Annotated in this window: 17 protein-coding genes; 5 read left to right on the forward strand and 12 right to left on the reverse strand. The window is 45.5% G+C overall.

What is annotated here, in order from left to right:
- The first annotated feature begins 280 nt into the window (after window positions 1–280).
- The 4 genes from NJD71_RS02300 to guaD all read left to right on the forward strand — a co-directional run bounded on the left by NJD71_RS02300 (window position 281) and on the right by guaD (window position 7,205).
- Window positions 281–1,981, forward strand: coding sequence for a xanthine dehydrogenase small subunit (locus NJD71_RS02300; protein WP_319050308.1), 1,701 nt, complete (start codon window positions 281–283; stop codon window positions 1,979–1,981).
- Window positions 1,982–2,045: 64 nt separating this feature from the next.
- Window positions 2,046–4,619: a xanthine dehydrogenase molybdopterin binding subunit gene (xdhB, locus tag NJD71_RS02305; RefSeq protein ID WP_319050309.1), complete on the forward strand. Its 2,574-nt coding sequence runs from the start codon at window positions 2,046–2,048 to the stop codon at window positions 4,617–4,619.
- Window positions 4,612–5,676 (forward strand): XdhC family protein, encoded by a 1,065-nt coding sequence (locus NJD71_RS02310; protein ID WP_319050310.1) that lies wholly within the window; start codon window positions 4,612–4,614, stop codon window positions 5,674–5,676. Before xdhB ends, NJD71_RS02310 begins: the two co-directional genes overlap by 8 nt.
- 107 nt (window positions 5,677–5,783) lie before the next feature.
- The gene (gene guaD, locus NJD71_RS02315; RefSeq protein WP_319050311.1) at window positions 5,784–7,205 is read left to right on the forward strand and encodes a guanine deaminase; all 1,422 of its coding nucleotides are present in this window, start codon (window positions 5,784–5,786) and stop codon (window positions 7,203–7,205) included.
- A gap of 124 nt (window positions 7,206–7,329) precedes the next feature.
- On the opposite strand, the gene NJD71_RS02320 is transcribed toward guaD, so the two are convergent.
- The 7 genes from NJD71_RS02320 to uraD all read right to left on the reverse strand — a co-directional run bounded on the left by NJD71_RS02320 (window position 7,330) and on the right by uraD (window position 14,016).
- A complete protein-coding gene (locus NJD71_RS02320) occupies window positions 7,330–8,139 on the reverse strand; it encodes a DUF5020 family protein (protein ID WP_319050312.1) in 810 nt (269 codons plus the stop codon).
- A gap of 524 nt (window positions 8,140–8,663) precedes the next feature.
- Window positions 8,664–9,194, reverse strand: coding sequence for an ureidoglycolate lyase (locus NJD71_RS02325; protein ID WP_319050313.1), 531 nt, complete (start codon window positions 9,192–9,194; stop codon window positions 8,664–8,666).
- Window positions 9,194–10,315: an allantoicase gene (gene alc / locus NJD71_RS02330; protein ID WP_319050314.1), complete on the reverse strand. Its 1,122-nt coding sequence runs from the start codon at window positions 10,313–10,315 to the stop codon at window positions 9,194–9,196. Before alc ends, NJD71_RS02325 begins: the two co-directional genes overlap by 1 nt.
- Before the next feature lie 85 nt (window positions 10,316–10,400).
- Window positions 10,401–11,381 (reverse strand): allantoinase PuuE, encoded by a 981-nt coding sequence (puuE, locus tag NJD71_RS02335; protein ID WP_319050315.1) that lies wholly within the window; start codon window positions 11,379–11,381, stop codon window positions 10,401–10,403.
- 82 nt (window positions 11,382–11,463) lie between these two features.
- Entirely contained in the window at window positions 11,464–12,810 is a 1,347-nt protein-coding gene (locus NJD71_RS02340; RefSeq protein WP_319050316.1) for a urate hydroxylase PuuD, read from the reverse strand.
- 195 nt (window positions 12,811–13,005) lie between these two features.
- Window positions 13,006–13,374 carry a hydroxyisourate hydrolase gene (gene uraH, locus NJD71_RS02345; protein ID WP_319050317.1) on the reverse strand — a complete coding sequence of 123 codons (369 nt, stop codon included), beginning with the start codon at window positions 13,372–13,374 and terminating at the stop codon, window positions 13,006–13,008.
- 120 nt (window positions 13,375–13,494) lie between these two features.
- On the reverse strand, window positions 13,495–14,016 hold the full coding sequence (uraD, locus tag NJD71_RS02350; protein WP_319050318.1) for a 2-oxo-4-hydroxy-4-carboxy-5-ureidoimidazoline decarboxylase: 522 nt from the start codon (window positions 14,014–14,016) through the stop codon (window positions 13,495–13,497).
- Between the two features lie 476 nt (window positions 14,017–14,492).
- Between uraD and NJD71_RS02355 the strand changes: the two genes are divergently transcribed.
- Entirely contained in the window at window positions 14,493–15,158 is a 666-nt protein-coding gene (locus tag NJD71_RS02355) for a TetR/AcrR family transcriptional regulator (protein ID WP_319050319.1), read from the forward strand.
- A 207-nt stretch (window positions 15,159–15,365) separates the two neighbouring features.
- Here the strand turns inward: NJD71_RS02355 and NJD71_RS02360 are convergent, their stop codons facing one another.
- From NJD71_RS02360 to tolQ, 5 genes are all read right to left on the reverse strand, one after another.
- Window positions 15,366–16,772, reverse strand: a complete 1,407-nt coding sequence (locus NJD71_RS02360; RefSeq protein ID WP_319050320.1) for a nucleobase:cation symporter-2 family protein — start codon at window positions 16,770–16,772, stop codon at window positions 15,366–15,368.
- Between the two features lie 467 nt (window positions 16,773–17,239).
- Window positions 17,240–18,532 carry a translocation protein TolB gene (locus NJD71_RS02365; RefSeq protein WP_319050321.1) on the reverse strand — a complete coding sequence of 431 codons (1,293 nt, stop codon included), beginning with the start codon at window positions 18,530–18,532 and terminating at the stop codon, window positions 17,240–17,242.
- A 135-nt stretch (window positions 18,533–18,667) separates the two neighbouring features.
- Window positions 18,668–19,690 carry a cell envelope integrity protein TolA gene (locus NJD71_RS02370; protein WP_319050322.1) on the reverse strand — a complete coding sequence of 341 codons (1,023 nt, stop codon included), beginning with the start codon at window positions 19,688–19,690 and terminating at the stop codon, window positions 18,668–18,670.
- Between the two features lie 67 nt (window positions 19,691–19,757).
- Entirely contained in the window at window positions 19,758–20,219 is a 462-nt protein-coding gene (gene tolR, locus NJD71_RS02375; RefSeq protein WP_319050323.1) for a protein TolR, read from the reverse strand.
- A complete protein-coding gene (gene tolQ / locus NJD71_RS02380) occupies window positions 20,216–20,938 on the reverse strand; it encodes a protein TolQ (RefSeq protein WP_319050324.1) in 723 nt (240 codons plus the stop codon). The genes tolR and tolQ overlap by 4 nt, the downstream gene beginning before the upstream one ends.
- Between the last annotated feature and the right edge of the window lie 546 nt (window positions 20,939–21,484).

A 21,484-nucleotide genomic window follows, 5' to 3' on the forward strand; every position in this document is an offset into this window, starting at 1 on the left:
TACATCCTTAACATTAGTTTCTAAAGCGTTTGTGAATTTCTAACGAAACTGCCTGGTGATTGCTGATATTTTTTATCCGTTTATTTACTATAAAAGTGTACTGTCGTCAATGTATTGGTATCTTGCAAGTGTGCCACAGAGCAGTCAATAAATTAAAGGCTGTAGCACCCATGAATGATACGAAAACAGTTGCAATACGATACAAGTCGAGCGCTTAAGCTGAGTGTTTGAGCCGTCAAATTCCTTATTTTTATCTTCATTATTTTAGCCGAGCCTTGCTATGATTAGTTTTTATCTCAATGGAAAAATCCAAGAGCTAACCCAGCTTAACCCCAATACGACGGTGCTTGAGTATCTACGATTGTATGAAGGCCAGATGGACACAAAAGAAGGCTGCGGTAGTGGTGACTGCGGTGCCTGTACGGTGATGGTTCAGCGTTTACCCACAACCAACCAGCAGTCGTCTGATGTCGAAAACGGCAGTAATGAAAGCATTACGTCGCCGTTCTATACTATCAATGCCTGTATCACGCTAGTCTCGCTCATGAATGGTCATCATGTAATGACAGCGGCTTACTTAGCAGACAATCCTGAGCATCACCCCGATCGTGCCTTGTTGCATCCCGCCCAGCAAGCAATGGTCGAGTGTCATGGATCACAGTGTGGTTTTTGTACCCCTGGGTTTGTGATGTCGCTGGCTTGTGTCTACGAAAACAAGCGTTCGCAAACCAATCAGAATGACAGTGAACAAAGTGATGCCAAGCCATTAAGCTATGATGAGGTCGTCGCGTCGATATCTGGCAACCTATGTCGCTGTACAGGTTATCGTCCGATTATTGAAGCGGGTCTACTGATGGGTGATATCGGTCAGCAAAGACAGGCAGAGCAGTCAGCGGTGAAAGATCTGACGGTCAGTTTGGCGACAGATGCCATGAGTAGTACAAAACAATTAGCAGCCTCTCATACTGCCTCAACTGAAGTCGAACCAGATAATACAGCGCCTCAAAATATTGAAGCTGCATTGACTGATGCTGGGCGACAGTTGTATATGCCTAAAACAGTAGATGAGCTTAATCAAGTATTGGCAGCCAATCCGCAGGCAACGATTTGGGCAGGTGGCACGGATTTAGGGCTGAGCGTAACCCAGCATCTAATTGATCATGACATCATTATCCAGCTCTCAGGCGTTGAGGCACTAAAGTCATGGTCGCTACTTGACGCAAAACCTGACTCTAATAGTGATAAGTCGGATAGCGAAAAGCTGACAGCTCAGTCACTAGTGCTAGGTGCTGGCATGAGCTATCAACAGATGCTGCCTGTGCTTGAGCAACACTTCCCAACCTTTGCGCAAGTGTTTGAGCGTATTGCCTCTCCGCAAATTCGTAATATGGGCACCATCGGGGGCAATATAGCCAACGCGTCGCCGATTGGTGATCTGCCACCGATTCTATTGGCACTGGACGCTTCTATTCATTTGCGTCACTGTGCGACTAATACTGAAGCGTCAAGCGGCTCGTCTCATACGGATGAAATCATACCGTTATCAGAATTTTTCTTAGATTATAAAAAGACTAAGCTGCAAGCAGGTAGCTACGTCGTCGCTATTCATATTCCTTTGCTACAAGACAATCAGCACTTATTTATCCATAAGATTAGCAAACGCTACGAAGATGATATCTCAGCTTGCTTGCTTGCGGCGCGACTGGATGTGTCAGCAGATGGTGCAACCATTGAGAGTGCCAAGCTAGGGCTTGGTGGTATGGCAGCAATACCATTATTAGCGACCAAGTGCCAGCAAGCACTTATTGGACAAGCTACTGAAGTGGCAAGTTTTGAGAAGGCAGCCCAACGCTTATCTGCTGATGTGACACCAATGACTGATGTCAGAGCCAGCCGGGAATACCGCATGCATGTGGTACAGCGTCTACTGATGAAATGTGGTAAGCAACTGACAGCAGCTATGCGGACTGAGAGTGCCTAATCATTAACATTGCCAAAAATCAAAAACAGCATCAATAAAAGCGTATTAATAGAAGAGACTTGCCATGAGCCATCATTCGTCCTTATTTGACAGTTATAGTATCCGCCGTGTGCGTCCGCCAAAAAACAAAATTGGCACCTCGGCCAAGCATGATAGTGCGATCAGTCATGTCATGGGGACGGCAACCTATGTGGATGATATTGCAAAACCACAAGGTACGCTACATCTAGCAGTCGGCAAGAGCAGCCATGCTCATGCACGTGTCCTGAGTATGGATTTGAGCGCTGTTAGAGAGGCTGATGGGGTGGTAGATGTTCTAAGTTTCCAGGATTTACCGGCACAAACAGATATCGGTGCGGTATTCGATGGTGAGCCACTCATGGTTGATGATATTACAGAGTATGTGGGTCAGACACTATTTGTGGTAGTAGCGAGCAGTCATCGCGCCGCTAAAAAAGCGGCTACTAAAGCCATTGTCGAGTATGAGCCATTACCAGCGGTGCTGAGTATCGATAAGGCATTGGAACAAGAGTTTTTTGTGCGTCCGAGTCACTTTATGAAGCGCGGTGACGCCGCGACGGCGCTTGAGAACGCGCCAGTTCGTATCGAAGGTCATATTCATATGCGCGGGCAAGAGCACTTTTATCTTGAAGGGCAAGTGTCTTACGTGGTGCCGTGTGATGATGGCGGGCTAGAAGTATACACGTCGTCGCAGCATCCAAGCGAAGTGCAGCAGCTCGTCGCTGAAGTGACAGACTTGCCATTCAATGCGGTCAATACGGTCGTGCGCCGTATGGGCGGCGGTTTTGGCGGTAAAGAAACGCAAGCCGCGGCATGGGCTTGTCTGTGCAGTATCATTGCCAAGCGCCATAACGTTCCTGTCAGTATGCGTCTAGACCGTCAAGACGACATGGTTGTGACCGGTAAGCGTCATGAGTTTGCCAACCGCTATGAGGTTGGCTTGGATGAGTCGGGTCGTATACTAGGCGTCGATATGCAATTGGCTGGTTTGTGCGGTTATGCGCCAGATCTGTCTGATGCCATTGTCGACAGAGCGATGTTCCACTGTGACAATGCCTATTACTATCCAGCGGCTCATGTGGCAGGTCATCGCTGCAAGACCCATACGGTATCCAATACAGCCTATCGCGGGTTTGGTGGACCGCAAGGGCTGATGACGGCTGAATATATGATGGATCATATTGCCTATACCTTGGGTCAAGATCCACTGCAAGTGCGCCTAGCCAATCTATATCAAGATGGTCAAAGTACGCATTATGGTCAGACCATTGAGCACTTTGATTTGGCGACCATCATGAGCACACTGGCAGAAGATTGCGATTATGACAATCGCCGTCAGCAAATCATACGAGCCAATCAAAAAGCTGCTGCTGAAGGCAGTGACAAGCGTTTAGGCATCGCGCTAACGCCCGTCAAATTCGGCATTTCATTTACCGTGCAGACACTCAATCAGGCAGGTGCGCTGGTACATATTTATACCGATGGCAGTATCCATCTCAATCACGGTGGTACAGAGATGGGGCAAGGGTTATATATCAAAATCGCCCAGATCGTCGCTAATGAGTTCGATGTGGATCTGGACACGGTCAAAGTATCGGCAACGCGTACAGATAAAGTACCTAACACCTCGCCAACGGCAGCCTCATCAGGTACTGATATCAATGGTAAAGCGGCGCAAAATGCTTGCTTGAGCATCAAAGCGCGCATCGTTGAATTTGCAGCTGAGCATTTTAAAGTGGCACAAGAAGACATACGTTTTGAAAATAACCATGTCTATATTGGTGATAAAGAAACGCTAACTTTTGCTGAAATGATTCAGCTGTCGTATCAGAATCGCATCAGCCTATCGTCTACTGGCTACTACAAAACGCCAAAGATATTTTATGATCGTTCTAAAGCATGGGGGCGTCCGTTCTTTTATTTTGCGCTAGGTGCCGCCTGCGCTGAGGTTGAGATTGATACGCTGACAGGGGAGTACAAAGTGCTGCGCTGTGACGTGCTACATGATGCAGGGCAGTCGATTAACCCTTCCATTGATATCGGTCAAATTGAAGGCGGTTTTGTGCAAGGCATGGGCTGGCTCACAGCAGAAGAGCTGATCTGGAATGATAAAGGGAAGCTTGCATCTGACAGTCCTGCCAACTATAAAATTCCAACCGCGCATGACTTGCCTAAACAGTGGAATGTTAAATTATACGACCGCAAAAACGAAGAACAAACTATCTATAACTCTAAAGCCGTTGGTGAGCCGCCGTTTATGTTGGCGGCCAGTGTCTGGTGCGCACTCAACAATGCCGTCGCAAGTCTCGGTGATTATAGAAAGAATCCAGAACTGACCATGCCTGCAACGCCAGAAGCGGTACTAAAAGCAGTGATGCGTATGGAAGGTACCTCATGGGAGCTAGAGACCAAAGCGGACAAGGATACGATGGATAGCCTTGCCAAAGGTGTAGAAGAAAGTGGCGACCTTTATAACGACAAGGTAATGCCGCAAGATGTGCGCCATGCAAAAGACATCGATCCAAAAGAGGTGACAGGCAAACAGACCGATGAGCAGCCAGAACCGATAGAGCATCCGAATGTCGCAGGGGCGAGAGGTCCTGCGCACAGTGAGTGAGTCATTAGCACCGCCAGTGATCTGGTATGAAGGTCTGGCGCGATATCAACAGCAAGGTATCGCTCATGTGTTGGCAACGGTTGTGGCTGTGAATGGCTCGGCTCCGCGTGCGCTACAGGCCAAAATGATCGTCACGCAGGATGGCATCGTAGATACACTGGGCGGCGGCGGTCTCGAGCACGATGTGATTACTACTGCTCGTCAGCTACTGAACGGTGAGATTTCAGCAACGGTATCAAAGGAAGTCAAACCAAAAGTATCTGAAGTCAATGATACAAGCGCGTCAAATCCTTCTAAAGCGGTGCGCCGAGACGCGGTTTATACCAAGCATTACCCGCTGGGTGCGAAATTGGCCCAATGCTGCGGGGGTAGCGTCACCGTTATGTTTGAATGCTTTAATGTGATACCGCCGATGTCAGTACTGGTATTTGGGGCAGGGCATGTGGCCTCAGCACTCATGACCATCCTTGCTGAATTGCCATGTCAGGTAGATTGGGTGGACAGTCGCCCAGAGATGTTTGAGCGTTATTTAAACAACAAGCCAAATACTGATAAAGCAGATCAAACAGCCTGTAACCGCCACACTTCAATATCACATAACGATGCTGAAGCACGACCATTAGCATCAAAAAAAACAGCATCAACCCAACCAACCTCTTACAAATTACCAGCGCATATCCGTCCGCATATCGATGACGATCCTGTAGATTTTGTGCGTCCATTTATAGAGCAGGGCGGTCAGCGTTTTATTTTGGTTATGACGCATGACCATAGTGTTGATTTTGAGCTGGTGCGAGCAGCATTAGATACTATTTCTGATAGCAGCCCAGATGATGATAAGCGCTCAGATATCCCAGTACCTTATATCGGCTGCATTGCTTCGGCCACCAAAGCCAAACGTTTTAGAGACCGTTTGATTCAGCGCGGTTATAGTGAGTCATTAGTAAATCAGCTCGTCATGCCCATTGGACTATCAATCGGCGGCAAAGAGCCAATGGCAGTAGCAGTCTCTATCGTGGCACAGTTGCTACAGCGTTATCATCAGGCTGCTCTTTGAAGGAACTAATTACCTCATAAAACCGTGTCACTTTTTATTAAACAATCAAAACGCTCAGTACTATTTATCAAGATGCTCAGTACTATTAAGCCATGTGAGACCACCAAATGACCCTACATATTTATCAAGCTCGACTGCTGCATTATTTGACCGAAAGCGATCGTACTGAGCGTACACCCTCTAAAATAGCGAACACCAATCAACCTGATCATGCACAGGTATCAACTATTGATCACAGCACAATGTTATTACCTGTGATTGCAGGCGAGCGCATTTATCCTGAATATATTGCTGATGGTGCGCTTGTTGTAGATGATGTGACAGGACGTATTGTAGAGTACGGTCATAGCGAAACTATCTTATCGACGTATGCTAATACAGAGGGTAGGCCAGCAGTTAAAGTGCATGACTATCGCGATAAACTCATCATGCCAGGTTTTATCGATACCCATGTGCACTATCCGCAAATCGATATGATTGCCGCTTATGGTGAGCAACTGCTCGACTGGCTCAACAACTATACCTTTGTCACCGAAGCCAATTTTGCTGATCCAAAAGTAGCGCACGACACCGCGCAGTTCTTCTTAGACCAACTGCTGGCCAATGGTACGACCAGTGCCATGGTTTTCTCTACCAGTCACCCGCTATCTGCCGAAGCGTTTTTTGCTGAAAGTCACAGGCTCAATACACGTATGATCACGGGCAATGTATTGATGGATCAAAATGCGCCTGAGCAACTGTGCATTCCTGCTGAGCAAAGTATCCGCGATACGCAAGACATCATTGATAACTGGCATGAGCGCGGACGTCAGCATGTCGCCATCACCCCGCGCTTTGCGATTACTTCGACACCGAAGCAGCTACGGCTGGCAGGAGAGTTGTATGCCAGCTACGATAGTGTCTATTTGCAGACGCATCTAGCAGAAAATCGCGATGAGGTGGCTTTTGTGCAGCAGCTGTATCCCAATCACAAAGGTTACCTCGATGTCTATGATGATATGGGTTTGTTAGGTCGTCGTACGACTTTGGCGCATGGGATCTACCTTGAGACATCAGAGTATGAGCGCCTACGCGTGACTGGCACACAGATATCACATTGTCCGACGTCCAATCTATTTTTGGGTAGTGGACTGTTCGATTTACCCAAGACCTTAAGCTATACCGGTGTCAGTATCGCCACCGATGTTGGGGCAGGCACGAGTCTGTCTATGCTGACGACGTTATCAGAGGCTTATAAAGTTCAGCAACTACAGAGCAATCAGTTGTCAGCGCATCAAGGGTTGTATCAGATTACTTTGGGTAATGCACAGTCGCTGCTATTGGATGATAAGATCGGTAATTTTATGCCCAATAAAGAAGCCGATTTTGTCATCATAGATATGGGTGCGACGGAGCTGATGGAGCGACGTATGGCACAGACCAAAACGCTTGAAGAGCAGCTGTTTGTACTTATGATGCTGGGTGATGATAGAGTGATCGAACAGACAGTCGTTGCAGGCGTGAGTCGCTATTGCAGCGCTGCCTTATAGGACAAATATATCAGTGTGTGCTTGCACCAATAGCGCAGCCAGTAGATATCTCTTAAGAACAAACCCCCTGCTTCTACCAAATAGAAGCAGGGTGTTTTATGAATAAAGGTATCTTTATCTGGTGTTAAAAATGGAACTTTACTAGGGCGCTAGGGGCGCTTTGATTGACACCATCGACACCGTATTTGTTTTTCCAATAACTATACTCCATGCCGACTTCTAAGCGGTTATCAATACCGAGCACCTCTTGTAGATTGTATTTGATTTGCGGATTGATATGAATGTTATCTTCAATATCATCGTTATTAAATGAATAATCAATAAAGCCGTCCACTACAAAATTGTTACGCTCCCAACCGTAGGTTAAGGTGATTTGTTGATCATCATCGATATTGTCATTAAAAGCATGGTATAGCGTTGCAGACGCGTACGTCGTCCCTGGAATAGGGATATTTAGATCGGCACCAATACCAACCAGATAGTTATCCTGATCAAAGCCAGTACTGTTTGAGCCAAATTCATAAGTAGCGGCTAAATTAACTTGCTTTATAAAGCTATTGTCAAAAGTCGCCATTTTGAGTGTAGGAGACAGCTCGCCATAAGTTTCTCTAAATCTATTGTTTTCAATATCATTGGCACCTTGATTTCGATCGACAAAGAAGAATACACCGCCCCAGTCGTGCGCAGAGACATGCTCTAATGTAACAGTCGTCAGCTCTCCATCCTCTACAAGGTCATAGTCACTGCCGTAAAGTACAGAAACGCTCGTATCGGTAAAATAGGTCTCAGCTTGGAGGTTAGACATGCTACCGAAAGCGGCGACAGCAACTGCCATCATTGACAACGGTTTAAGCAAAGACGGCTTTGGGCTAAATGGTTTCTGATTAGACAGTTTAGAGGTGGAGAGTGGGCTCGTTCGTAAATCAAAATGCAAAATGTAACTCCTTTATGTACGATGGAATATTAATTACCCTAAATTTATCTTTGATAATTCATAAAATAGGTTGTTGTTTGAAAATCACTATCAACTAACAATAAGCGTGCTATTGACCGGTTCTGTTTTTAAGTAGTAATCAATAAATAGCATTCATACGCTTATCCCTAAAGAGTATTCAATAATCGTGCCACGAACCTATAAAATATATGCTCTGCAGCATTTACTGGCTTTTATGCTTATTTGCTATTATCAGGGTATAAAATAAGCAAAATAGTCCTTAGTTTTTCTTAAATGCCAGACGCATCTTCTATATATTTGAGTAAATACAGAAAACAGTGCTTTTGGATGAAAAAGCACGTGATAAAAGCACCAAAATGGACCTTTGTATGCCCCAACTTGGGCTGTATAAAAACGCCTTTGAGTCAATATAAATAGGACTTGCCAATCTGCCAAACATAAAAAAGCCAGCTAATAGGACTTAGCTGGCTTTTAGTTTGTATCGTACGTGCCGTATTAGCTGGTTAGCTGCACTCGTCTGCTAGTTTAATAAATACATGCCAGTCAGTAATATCTATCTCGTGGCAATTGTTACCGTCGCCATTGATGCGATCAACCACTAGAAAATCACTATCACGCCCTAGAGCCAGTAGTGGATGATGCCAGACGTTAGCGTCATATTGCACACCCTGATGAGAGGTGGCATAGAATACAGCGAGGTCTTCAGCAGACTGGGGCGGTGTACCCGCTTTTGCAACAACGACGACATAGTCCTGACCTTCCATAGACACAAACGCTTGTGTTCCAAGTGGGTGGTACTCCATGACGGAGAGGACAATAGGGTTCTCGCGCTTTTTGGCACAAAAGATACTCATACCTACTGTACCACCCTCAAGCTGGCTTTCAGCAAGTGCATGATGGCGAACGGCATAGCCATTATTAATCTCATAAGTATTGTCAGCGGTTTGCTCATCATCACTATAGCGCTCGATCACCGAACCATAGGGGGCAAAATTTGCCTTGGTTAAAGGTATGGCAGTTAATGTGACAGACATTAGGTGGTCTCGCTATCGTTGGGCTGGGCCGCGGCATTGTCAGCAATCTGTCCATATATACGTACGCGGCTGATACCACCATCTGGGAAAATATTTACTCGAATATGAGTGATAGGCTGCTCTATTTGAAGCTTATCTTTACTAAAAGTGTGGACGTCATTAGCATTGGTCTTTTGCGGCTCAAGTAACGTCTCCCAAAACATACTTTGAGTCACTAGCGTTTGCTCTGGTGTGTTTGGTGAGTAGACTGCTTGGATCGAGACTTTGTCAGGATAGTTGCCCTTAAAATGAGCCGTATCAATCTCAATAGAATCAACGATACCTGCTTGGCCTAAAGCAATAATACACCAGTCGTTACCTGGCTCACGGCGACGACGAGTCTCCCAGCCATCCCCCATATTGGGTGCTTTGGTCGGTAACAGTAAGTTGCTGGCTGCGCCAAAGTGCGCATCATTGCTAGCAATCGCGCGACCACCATTTAGCGCACCTGCCAAATCGAGCAACTCGCCTTGAGTATTGAGGCTCGCATCAAGCTGGATATCACCGTAGACACGTAGCCTAGCAACGCCGCCATCTGGATAGATGTTCAAGCGAATATGGGTCACCGTTTGCTCATGATCGATCTCGACAAACTCATGATTGTGTCCTTGTAGCGGCGTCATACCTACAAGCGTTTGCCAGTTTTTACCGTCCCAGTCTTCTTTGCTTAGGTTGGCAAGTTCAGTATCAGCCTGCTGTAATAGCTCTGGTGCATACAAAGCATCGACACTGGCAGAAGATGGGAAGTTACCTGTAAAGTGACTGGTATCGATATCGAGCCCAGCTATTTTGGTTGGGCGGGCAAGTTGAATAACCAAATAGTCGTAACCCAAATGACGTTTGCGACGCGTCTCCCAGCCGTCCATCCATTTACCATTGTCATCGAACTTACCAACCACAAATATAGGCGCATCCGGATTTAGAATACGGCTTTTATCTGCAAAAAAATCATCAGTCGCAAACAGTGATTTTGCGCCCAATCGACTGTCAGCCACGTTTGATTTTTTGGTAAATGCTGGCAATGTCTCAGGTAAATTGTTTGCTGAGAGTATTTGTCCGACTTCTGAACTACTTTGACTCATCGTTATTTCCTTTATTCTATATTAGGTTGTATTTATCGTATGCGGTCTGTCTTATATGGTCAATATATCAAGATAATGACGGCGCTCACATCCAGTTGGCAGTGTTGTCTGACGTGGCAGGATGGTTGTTGTACCAGTGCTTAGCGATGTCATCACGGCGACATATCCATACGGCAGGTTTATTGGTGATATATTGCAAAAACTGCTTTAACGCTTTGATGCGTCCTGCACGTCCAATAATACGGCAGTGCAAACCAATCGTCAGCATTTTAGGCGTGTGCGCGCCTTCTTCGTAAAGGGTATCAAAGCTGTCTTTGAGATACTGATAAAACGGCTCTGCATGAGTAAACCCTGGGCTTGAAGAAAAACGCATATCATTGGTTTCTAAACTATAGGGTATGACCAGATGCGGCTTACGCGTGATGACATTGCCATCTTGCACTTTTACATTGAGCCAGTAGGGTAGCTCATCCCCATACGAGTCAGAGTCGTAGACATAGCCGCCTTGCTCAGCGACTAACTCGCGAGTATTTGGGCTATCGCGTCCGGTATACCAGCCGAGAGGCTGATTACCTAGCATACGCTTGAAGATAGCAGTAGCACAGCGAATGTGCTCGCGTTCAGTCTCACGGTACATGTCCTGATAGGTAATCCAGCGTAGACCATGACTGGCAATCTCATGACCGTCTTCTAATACACGCTCAATAATGTGCGGCGTTTTTTCGGCAGCGGCAGCACAAGTAAATGTGGTGATAGGGATGCCGTACTCTTTAAAGACGTCTAATACACGCCATACACCGACACGACTACCATACTCGAAAGCAGACTCAATAGACTGGTGACGGTTATTGAATTCTGGTGTGCCCAAGATATCAGATAAAAAGCGCTCTGATTGTCCATCGCCATGAATGACGCTATTCTCTGCACCTTCTTCGATATTGAGTACAAACTGTACGGCGATTCTCGCGCCGCCAGGCCAGTTTGCTTTTGGTGGATTGTCGCCGTAGCCCTTTAGATCTCGTGGATATGTACTTAGATCAAAGTCACTGGTAATTTTTTGGGTCATTACTATTGTTCCTATATTGCTTAGAGCCTCGAATATTTATTTAAATATTACTCGTCAGAGCCCATTATTTTTCAATCACAAATTAAAGTGATGAAGCATACGCGACAAGTTGCTGGCGCTCTGTATCTGTTAGCTGCGTGATATTGCCAAGTGGCATGTAGCCTGTTTGTACCGCAGTGACGACTTTTGCTTTATGTATTCTTAAATCTTCTGGTGTCTGTAAGATAATACCTGCTGGAGGCGCGGCAAACCCTTGTTGCGTTGGCTGCACGGCATGACAAGTGCTACAGCGCGTATGCACCACATCCATCATCGCGTCATCTGCTGACGCGCTTATGGGTACGGCTTCAGCAGTGGCAGTATCATTGGCAACGCTATTGTTAGTACTAGTAACGGTATCAGTGTTTGAGTCAGTAGTCATGCTTGCAGCTGGTGGCGGACTTGTCACTGATGGAGCGTTGTCAACTGTAGCAGTAGTTGCTGAAGCTGCAGGCATCACAGGCGCAGGCTCAATCGGCTCAGGTCGCATCCAGATAATGAGCAATACGGTCAGTATGGCTGGTATGACCAAGTAACGCGGTTTTTTGTGTCCCAAGTGCTTTTGGTTAAAGTAATGACGGGCAGTCGCGGTAATGATACCGACGAAGACCAACACCAACCAACCTTGCTCGTGAGCATACATCATTGGATAGTGATTACTGATCATGGTAAAGATAAGTGGTAGGGTAAAGTAGTTGTTCATCAATGATCTGTTTTTGGCTTGTAGCGCCAACTCAGCCACTTCTTTACCCGGTTTTTCACCGCGCCTTACGCAATCTACGAGGGCGCGCTGTGCCGGCATGATACCAAAGAACACATTACCGACCATCACCGTACCCAAGATAGCACCGATATGGATAAATGAGGCGCGATCACTAAACAGCTGGTACGAACCCCAACAGGCAATGATCAAGAGAATAAAAATCAACGTACTAAATATTAGGGCGTTTTTACCCAAATGACTGCGCACGATGACTTCGTAAATAAAGTAACTACCAAACAAAAACAGCAAACTTGTGGCAATAGCGCCGATACTGGTAAAAGGTACCTTACTTGGGTCAATTAGGTAGGCAGTTGCATTGGCATAATAGACGATAGACATCATCGCCGCACCCGTTAGCCACGTGGTATAGGCTTCCCACTTAAACCAATGTAGGGTTTTTGGCATCTCTTCTGGTTCGAGCTTGTATTTGGCAATCTCATAAAACCCGCCACCATGTACGGCCCAAAGATCGCCTGAGATGCCTTTGTCTGCTTTCCACTGTGGCGGCTTGCGTAGGCTCAGATCTAGCCACACAAAATAAAATGAGGCACCAATCCATGCTACCCCAGCGATGACATGAAACCAGCGGAAAAATAAACTCAACCATTCGAGAAGATAGGCACCCATGTAGTAATTGTCCTTTAATATGACCGTGTCTTGATAAAATATATTGATAAGCTTTTTTGATAATTAACAACGACCATGGTTTACAGTCGCTTGGATATAAAGTAATGAGATAAAGTGGCAACGTCAGCAAAATGTCAGCAATGAGTTATGATCATATAACGCGAATACACATTAAAGGACACCACGCTCTATAGGCTACGATCCACGGTACGTGCTATAACCATGGGCACTCAGTAGTAGTGGTACGTGATAGTGACTGGCATCATTCACCACAAAATCGATAATGACTTGCGGATAAAATGCAGTCAACTGCTGGGCATCAAAATAAGACTGAGTATCGAAAGTCACGGTATAGCGCCCGATGCTTAGTTGCTGCGCTGCGCTATCAAGCGTGGTATCAAATTGCCAAGCATCTGGTGTGACACGGCCATCTTCATTAGTCGTACCGTGTGCAAGTAGGGTGGCGCCGCCGCTGTCCTGTATACGGTGTAAGGTGACAGCGATATTGGCGGCAGGCTTACCGAGATGAGTATCCAAGATATGTGACGATAGGGTGGCAGACATGATGCTTCCTTTATATTTGTTAGCGATGTAAATTCAGTAGCGATGTGAATGAGTCTAGAGTGATTGATGAATAAACCATTGTATGAATGTTGATCTTACGGTTCATCAAGTCGCAGTTATCTATGCCTGACCGAATAATTTATGTAGACGTAGGCGTGTGATCTTGTTTTGTTCAGTGGCTGCGTTCGCCAGCTCAGTGGTACGCTCATTAGGCAGACGAGCCAATAGTAAATCAAGCATTTGCTGCGCGCTTTTGCCAGTGGCAAAGACAATAAAAATAAAACCAAACTTTTCCAGATAGTCCTGATTGCCTTTGGCAAGTGCTTCGAGCACATCGTCAGCTGCATCATTAGCACCTGACTGCTCGTGGGCGGCGCTACCTTGCGTATTGCGATATTTTTCTTTTAGGGTTGCCACGTTACCGATTTGTGGATGACCATCGAACGCTTCTAGCAAGTCGGCCTCGTTGGTTTGTACCTCATGCCAGATAGTATCGCTACTCGTTAGCAGTGTATCTAAGTCTGTAAAAGGACGCGCATCAGAAAGTTTGCTCGCCCACGTGCTACTGGTACAACACGTTAGAAGGTGCTCGGCAGCCAGCTCTTGAGACAGATCATTAAATTGCGCTAAGGTTAAGCTCACGATGATATCCTTTTATAATAGGACAGTCCGTTTACCTATCGGGTAACGGTTGTCTAATAATGATTTATACATTATGGTTATGGGCATAAATGTGACGGTAGCAGTAGACGTTTTACTATATCCATTTGCTATATCCATGTTGCTTTGCATGCGTATATATTTCACTTGATGCATTTAATTCTTTATTGCTAATAACCATGATTTGTGTGGAATAGCATTGATAATAAAAAATTGCTTTATCGAATAAATGCTAACAATTCAGTGGTAAAAAAGCATGGCAACATGATTTTAGTAGTAATGTGATGAATTTATAGTTACCATTTTGCTAAAACCTGACTAATTGGTCAACTGTTTTATTAGAAATATTTTTATCCAGAGAATAATGCTGCATAACTCTGTGCATCTATAACCAAACGTCTCAGGGAATATAACGACTATTTTGTCGAACCTGCCACTCGGAGTGAGATACCACTACCATGACTAAAGACAACCAAAAAGAAGATACCCTTACTACTGACGCGCCCTCGCATCGAAGCCAGCAAGCCACGCGTGCACACAATCAATCTCTAATACTGGCAGCAGCCGAAGAGGAGTTTGTGCTCCAAAGCTATCGCGGTGCTACGATGCAAGGAATTGCGGATAGAGCAGGGCTACCCAAAGCCAATGTTCATTACTATTTTAAAAACAAAAAAAACCTGTACATGGCGGTACTGCGCTCAATCATTCAGGAATGGAATGAGGGATTGGTCACTATGACCGTAGAGAGTGATCCAAAAACTGTCATTGAAAAGTTCGTCCGTACCAAATTGCAACAAGCCTTTGCCAACCCGAGTCGTCATAAACTGTTTGCTATTGAGGTTATTGGCGGTGCGCCGCACTTACACGAGTTTATGTCTACCACGATGAAGGACTGGGTAAACGATAAAGCACAAGTCATGAAAGAATGGCATAAGCAAGGAAAGATAGGTATTACGGATCCCTTGCAACTCTTGATTTTGATATGGGCGACGACCCAGCGCTATGCTGAGTTTGAGATAGAAATTGTCGGTTTGATGGACAAGACCGCTTATGATGCAGAGGATAAGGCACGCGCAGAAGCGTTTTTAGTACCCTTTATTCTGCGAGGTTGCGGGCTAGAATAATTACGGATTAAAGTCACAGACTTTATGTCGTATGGGTTGTCTACGTTGAGCAGCCTACCTCTCATCACCAAGCAGCTCTACTGTGTTTTTCGCTGTTTGGTGATTGAAGGTTGTCAGTCAAGATCAGTACAGCTCAGTCAGGTAAGAACAGCCAGATAAGATGAGTCAGCCAAGCGTAGTCAATCAAGCACTATGTACAGAGGCTTATCAAGCTGTTTCTTGGACTTGCTCTAGTGAGTCATCTTGGTGCTGCGCTTTTGTATCAAATTCAACGCCGTAGTTCTTCGGCAAAATCATATCAAGCGTAATCGCGACAATTCCTGACATCGTCACCGCTGAGCCAAAGATATTCTGAAAAAACTGCGGGGTTTGTGACAGTACATCAGGTACGAACGCAATACCTGTCGCCAAACCTAGAGAGGTAGCGATAATCAATACATTACGGTGGGTGAAGTTCACGGTAGACAAAATACGGATACCCGCAGTCGCCACAGTAGCAAACATCAATAGCGTGACACCGCCAACGACAGGTTTGGGTAATTGCGTAAAAACAGCTCCAAGCACCGGAAACAGTCCCATCAAGCACAATATACCACCAACATAAAAGCCGACATAGCGACTGGCAATCCCTGTCATTTGAATTACGCCGTTGTTTTGGCTAAAGGTAGTGACCGGAAAGGTATTAAAGACCGCCGCAATAAGAGAGTTGACACCATCACCCAATACGCCGCCTTTGATGCGTTTTTCATACAGAGGGCCTTTGATTGGTTCCCCTGAAATCATGGAGGTAGCAGTCAAATCGCCAGACGTCTCAATACTGGTAATAATGTACATAAAGGCAATAGGAATAAACGCTTGCCAATCAAAACCAAAGCCATATTTGAACGGTACGGGCACGGTAAAAAACGCCGCCTCAGACACCAATGAAAAGTCAATACGACCCATAAAGACAGCAGCGACGAGTCCAAGCATCAAACCGATAAAAATAGCGCTTGAGCGAATAACCTTGTTATTAATAATGCTAATGAGCACGACGCTTGCAAGTACGCCACCACCTAAAAGTAAATTTGGAATACTACCGAAATCCTCCGCACCAAACCCGCCTGCCAAATCAGTCAAACCTACCTTGGTTAAGGACAAACCAATCGTGACAATCACGCACCCTGTAACAATAGGGCTCATAAATGATTTGAGTTTGGTAATAAATTGACTCAAAAATATCTCGACAAATGCACCGAGAAATGAAACGCCAAAGATGACTGATAAAATCTCTTCAGGACTACCGCCACGGTTTTTTACCACAAACCCTGCGGTCAATACCGCCGCTAGAAATCCAAAACTGGTGCCTTGTAGCGCCATTAACCCAGAGCCCACAGGCCCCACTTTACGAGTTTGAATAAAGGTTGCCACCCCAGAAACAATCAAAGACATGCTGAGAAGGTAGGGGATATGCTCACCCAAACCTAGGGTACCACCGATAATTAGGGAGGGAGTGATAATACCAACGAAGGCTGCTAGTACGTGCTGTATAGCACCTAAGAATGCTTTGATAGGGGTTGGGCGGTCATGTAGTTTATATAGTAAATCGGTATTTTCTGGAACGTTTTCACTCATGGTGGTTTCCTCCTAAAATAACTACTTGGCACCCGCTCAACGGCATATATCAGACAACATAGAGATCAGACAGCATTAAGATTATTAGATAAAAATTAATACTCAACCTTTGAACAGTTTTTTTATCGATTTAGACAATAGGGGTGCGCATCCGATTAGATACTAACTAAAAAATCTATGTTTGTTGGCTAGTATTGTTAAAGTCTGACCATTTGGTCAGGTCCATTTAGGATATAGATAAATTATGAGTGAATGCAATGTTTTTTTGGGTACTAGCAGGTTTACGTAATTGTTACGTCTTAGAAAGAAAGGCTTAACTTGAACAAGAGAGATTTTAGAAAGTGAATATCACAAGGTAACAGTCCATCTCATCGCGTTTATTTTTCGAATACCCACAAAAAAACCCCGACCATACTTATTATGATTGGGGCTTTTTTGGATAGCTACATTGCAATAAAATCGCAAGTTTATTTTGGACTTGACGACCATACTGGCGAGCGAATAATGCCTTGTCCTGACTTACCAAAGGCTGCACCACCATTGAGTGATTTAATTGTCAGTACACCTTTGCCGCCTTGGGTCGATGCATAGACCACACGTTTACCATTGGGCGAGAAGCTTGGCGCTTCGTCGATACCAGTATTACCGAGGTTGGTCGTTACCGCACCACTGTTATTCATAATAGCGGCTGAGCGCCCACTCAAAAAGGCAATTTGCGTCCCATCACTACTAAACTGTGGACTGGTTGCATAGCCACCATTGGATACTTTAGTGGTGCGTCCTGAGCCGAACTCATAACGATAGACTTGCGGCTTATTAAACCCTGTTTTGTCACTGACATAGACAAATGACTTGCCGTCAGGGGCATAACTTGGCTGTACTTCACTGCTTGGCAAGTTGGTGAGTCTTCTAGGCGTACCGCCGCTGACACTCATCTCATAAATATCAGCGCTGCCCTCAAAGCTACTGGAGAACAGTATCTTGCTACCATCAGGAGAGAATGATGGGCTTAGGTTACTACCAGAAAAAGGTGTCAATACGCTGGCACCGCCGCCACTGACGTTCTGAATGTAGATGACAGGGTACGACTTTTCACGTTGTACCGAGTAGGCGATACGATTGCCATCAGGTGACCATGCTGGTGAGAAAATAGACCCTGCTACTTCGGTAATGGTTTTGGCGTTTTCCCCATCAGCATCCATTACCTTTAGACGAGAGACTTTTTGCTTGCCAGTACCTGTCTCTTCAATGTAGGCAATACGTCCCGAGAAATCCCCTGAAATACCAGTAATCAGCTCATAGACCTTATCTGCGATCACATGACCGGCGTAACGCATACTTTCTCTGTTGTTATCTGCCGTTAGGCTTTGCTTACCCTCTATCACGCGCCCAGATTTAACATCGATAACCTCGTAATCGGTGACGACTTTGCCACGATTGGTGCGGGTGCTACCGACAACGAGATAAGGGATGCCCATGTTTTGCCACACAGGTAGCGTACCTACCAGCTCGCTACTACTGCGCGGCTGCTGCGGCAAGTTTTGGCTGGTGACGGTCAGCTCTGTGTTGCTCAAGTCATTTAGGATGATAGGGGATAACACAGAGTCGCCTGCGAATGGCACAAACGCGACTTGGTTCTGTTGAACAGGAATATCATAGTCGAGCTCTAGTACGACAGGTGCTGCCAGCAAGCTTTGCGAGGCAAGCAATGCCGAAGCGCTAGCCAATAAAGAGACGAGTAGTTTTTTATGAGTACGCATGAGTTAATTGAGCTCCTAACAGTAGTATAATATTCATTTTTATAGTCAATAAGGCACGCATTTAAATAGAAAAAACCGATACGATACAAGCCGATTAACGTTACGTTATCAATAATACAAGACGCTAGCAACTGATTAGTTGCTACCTCTGAACTGTATGGTAAAAGTAGGGTATTTAGGATCATCAGTATTGATGGGTAGGCTACCTGTATTGAGCACTGCTTGTTTGGCGGCTTCGTTGACGGTGTTATCAGGTCCGGAGGCGGTAACATTGATGACGTCGCCATTGGCATTGACAGTGATGGTCAAAGTAGCACGCTGGGTGGAACCTCTCGCTGCGGTAGGCGGTGTATAGTTACGCTTGATAAGATTTATAATCTCGTTGTTGCTGGCACCGCGGCTACCACTTGAGGCGGAACGACTGCTGCCTCTAGAGGTGCTAGCCGTTGAGGTATCACCTGTGATGGTTGATTGACCATCAGATAAGCTAAAGGTTCGGCCGGCATTGCCAGAGCCATCGGTATCAATCTCTATATTACGATCGTTGGCAGTAGGTCTTTTTATTTTAGGTGGATTGTTTTGCTTTTGGCGAAAATCCCCAAGCCTTTTTTGCTCTTCGATCATCTGCTCTCTTTTGTTTTTTTCAACTTGCTCGAGCTCTTCCATGGTTGTCTCGTCCAACTGAGATGCCCACTCGGCCATTCTGCGCTCATATTCTTGGTTTTGTTCACGCAATCGCTGATGCTGCTCTTCGCTCATGAGCATGGGCTGGCTGGCTGGCTCGTCAGATCGTGTAAACACAGGAACGCGCTGAGAATCTGGCTGGCTTGCGCTTTGCGCGCTGGTACTACTGCTTGACGTTTGCGGTTGAGCGCTACTGGGCGAGTCGCTGGTGCTACTTTCCATTTGCATGGCACTTGCTGCTGCACGGTTGGCCAGTATCTGTCCTTGCATCTCAGCGAGCTGCTCAGGCGATACCATTACGGTTTCGATGCTACCAGAGGTTTCGACGTCAGCGGTTTGATAGTTATAAACCAGTACACCGATGATAAGCCCATGTGCTAGCAAGCTGAGTAACGTAGGTAGGGTCAGCCCGTTACTTTCAGGTTCGGTAGGTACATAGACGGCAGGCGCATTATGCATGGTATAGATACTCATGAACGGTAGTTATCAGAAACAAGAATTATCGGGCTGGCTATTGAGTCAGTATTTATGGAGCGTACCACTATTGGAGCGCAGGCGTTGGTAGAGGCGCACCAGTCAACAATCCCACTTTTTCAATACCGGCCTGCTGCAAGGTCGCCATTAGCGTCATGATAGCGCCGTATTGGTTATTTTGATCGGCATTGATCATTACTTGCAATGGCTCGGCATTGGTACTACCGCTCTGAGACTGTAAATTTGATAGTGTGTTGATCAGCTCAGGTTCACTCATGGGTAAATCGACGTTGTTCTCATAGCTGACAAAAATCTCACCATTATCAGTCAAAGAGACAATAACGGGTAATTGGCTCTGGCTCATCGTATTGGTCTGCTCTTTTGGCAAATCAACATCGACACCTGTAATGAGCATCGGTGCGGTCACCATAAATATCACCAACAGCACCAGCATGACATCGATATAAGGCACGACATTCATCTCTGCATTGAGTGCTTTTTTCTCACGGCGATAGGGGTTTGGTTTCATAGCCCATTCACCTGACTGGCACTCACTTGAGTTTCTCTGTTGACAGGGCTTTGAACGCTAGTCTCACGCTGTAGCATGCCTGTCATCTCATCACAAAATAAGGCACGTGAGTCATAAAGGTTACTCGATTTTGCAGTGAAATGGTTGTAAGCCAGAACTGCAGGAATAGCAGCGAATAAGCCCATCGCCGTTGCAATTAATGCCTCAGCAATACCAGGTGCAACAGAGGCGAGGGTAGCCTGCTCCGTTTGCGACAGCCCCAAAAAAGCATTCATAATGCCCCAAACAGTACCAAATAAGCCAATATAAGGCGCGACTGAACCGATACTGGCAAGCGCCGTGAGTCCTGACTCTAGCAGCTGCTGCTGGCGACCTAGGCCCACGCGCAGCTTACGCTCGACACCATCGATAATATCGTCTTTGGGTTGGCGCTTTTTATGCATTCTGAGGTATTCTGAAAATCCCACATAAAAAATCTGCTCAAGCCCTTGGCGATCAGGTGAGCCTTGGATACCTTGATATAGCTTTGCCAGGTCTTCACCTGACCAAAACCAAGTCTCAAACTGCTGATCAAAGTTTTTGGCCGTACCGAGACGCGCACTCATACGAAAAATAATAACCCAACTGAGTAAAGACGCTAATAGCAATAACGCCATCACAATCTGTACCAATAAACTGGCTTGGGTAATAAGATCAATAATATTTAATGATTCAGGCATGTAATGGACTCACGGATAATTGACAACAGCTGGATTGAATAAAAGTATATGAACCAGACCAACCTCAAAATATAATGCTTATGCTTTATTGGTCGCCCTCAAGGCAGTGCTACGTCTACAATAGCAAAGATAATTGTCCAATAGGGGTCTAGCAATGATTAAGGTATCGACACAATAACCCCCTAGTTTACTTCTAAATGAAAGAAAGGTCATTATTAATGTGTTAAACAAACAGATAGCGCATATATCAAATGGCAAGTAGCGAGTATATATAGAAATAATTGCAGAGCAACGAACGCTTTTATTGACAACTGATATACCTAAATACACTTAGAGTAATATAGAGAGCAGACTATTTGTATAGACGTTTAGCCCTTACGCCAGTGGCATCTCGAATTGTGTTTTTATACGAATTAGGCATTATCAACGATTGAGTTTGTAAGATAACTGGTCTAATATGTTACGCTTTGTTACTACATTATTCTCACTGTGGCGTCGTTATTTTTGCTGAAGTTACGTTTGATTTTAAGTAGTGGTGACTTTTTA

This window comes from Psychrobacter sp. PP-21 (genome assembly GCF_033790785.1).
GTDB lineage: Bacteria > Pseudomonadota > Gammaproteobacteria > Pseudomonadales > Moraxellaceae > Psychrobacter.

Coding starts and splice junctions, on each gene's coding strand:
- NJD71_RS02365 (WP_319050321.1), bottom strand. CDS start 18,532: ATGCGTACTCATAAAAAACTACTCGTCTCTTTATTGGCTAGCGCTTCG.
- NJD71_RS02325 (WP_319050313.1), bottom strand. CDS start 9,194: ATGTCTGTCACATTAACTGCCATACCTTTAACCAAGGCAAATTTTGCC.
- xdhB (WP_319050309.1), top strand. CDS start 2,046: ATGAGCCATCATTCGTCCTTATTTGACAGTTATAGTATCCGCCGTGTG.
- uraH (WP_319050317.1), bottom strand. CDS start 13,374: ATGTCTGCCACCCTATCGTCACATATCTTGGATACTCATCTCGGTAAG.
- NJD71_RS02355 (WP_319050319.1), top strand. CDS start 14,493: ATGACTAAAGACAACCAAAAAGAAGATACCCTTACTACTGACGCGCCC.
- puuE (WP_319050315.1), bottom strand. CDS start 11,381: ATGACCCAAAAAATTACCAGTGACTTTGATCTAAGTACATATCCACGA.
- NJD71_RS02300 (WP_319050308.1), top strand. CDS start 281: ATGATTAGTTTTTATCTCAATGGAAAAATCCAAGAGCTAACCCAGCTT.
- NJD71_RS02360 (WP_319050320.1), bottom strand. CDS start 16,772: ATGAGTGAAAACGTTCCAGAAAATACCGATTTACTATATAAACTACAT.
- guaD (WP_319050311.1), top strand. CDS start 5,784: ATGACCCTACATATTTATCAAGCTCGACTGCTGCATTATTTGACCGAA.
- NJD71_RS02340 (WP_319050316.1), bottom strand. CDS start 12,810: ATGGGTGCCTATCTTCTCGAATGGTTGAGTTTATTTTTCCGCTGGTTT.
- alc (WP_319050314.1), bottom strand. CDS start 10,315: ATGAGTCAAAGTAGTTCAGAAGTCGGACAAATACTCTCAGCAAACAAT.
- NJD71_RS02370 (WP_319050322.1), bottom strand. CDS start 19,690: ATGAGTATCTATACCATGCATAATGCGCCTGCCGTCTATGTACCTACC.
- tolR (WP_319050323.1), bottom strand. CDS start 20,219: ATGAAACCAAACCCCTATCGCCGTGAGAAAAAAGCACTCAATGCAGAG.
- tolQ (WP_319050324.1), bottom strand. CDS start 20,938: ATGCCTGAATCATTAAATATTATTGATCTTATTACCCAAGCCAGTTTA.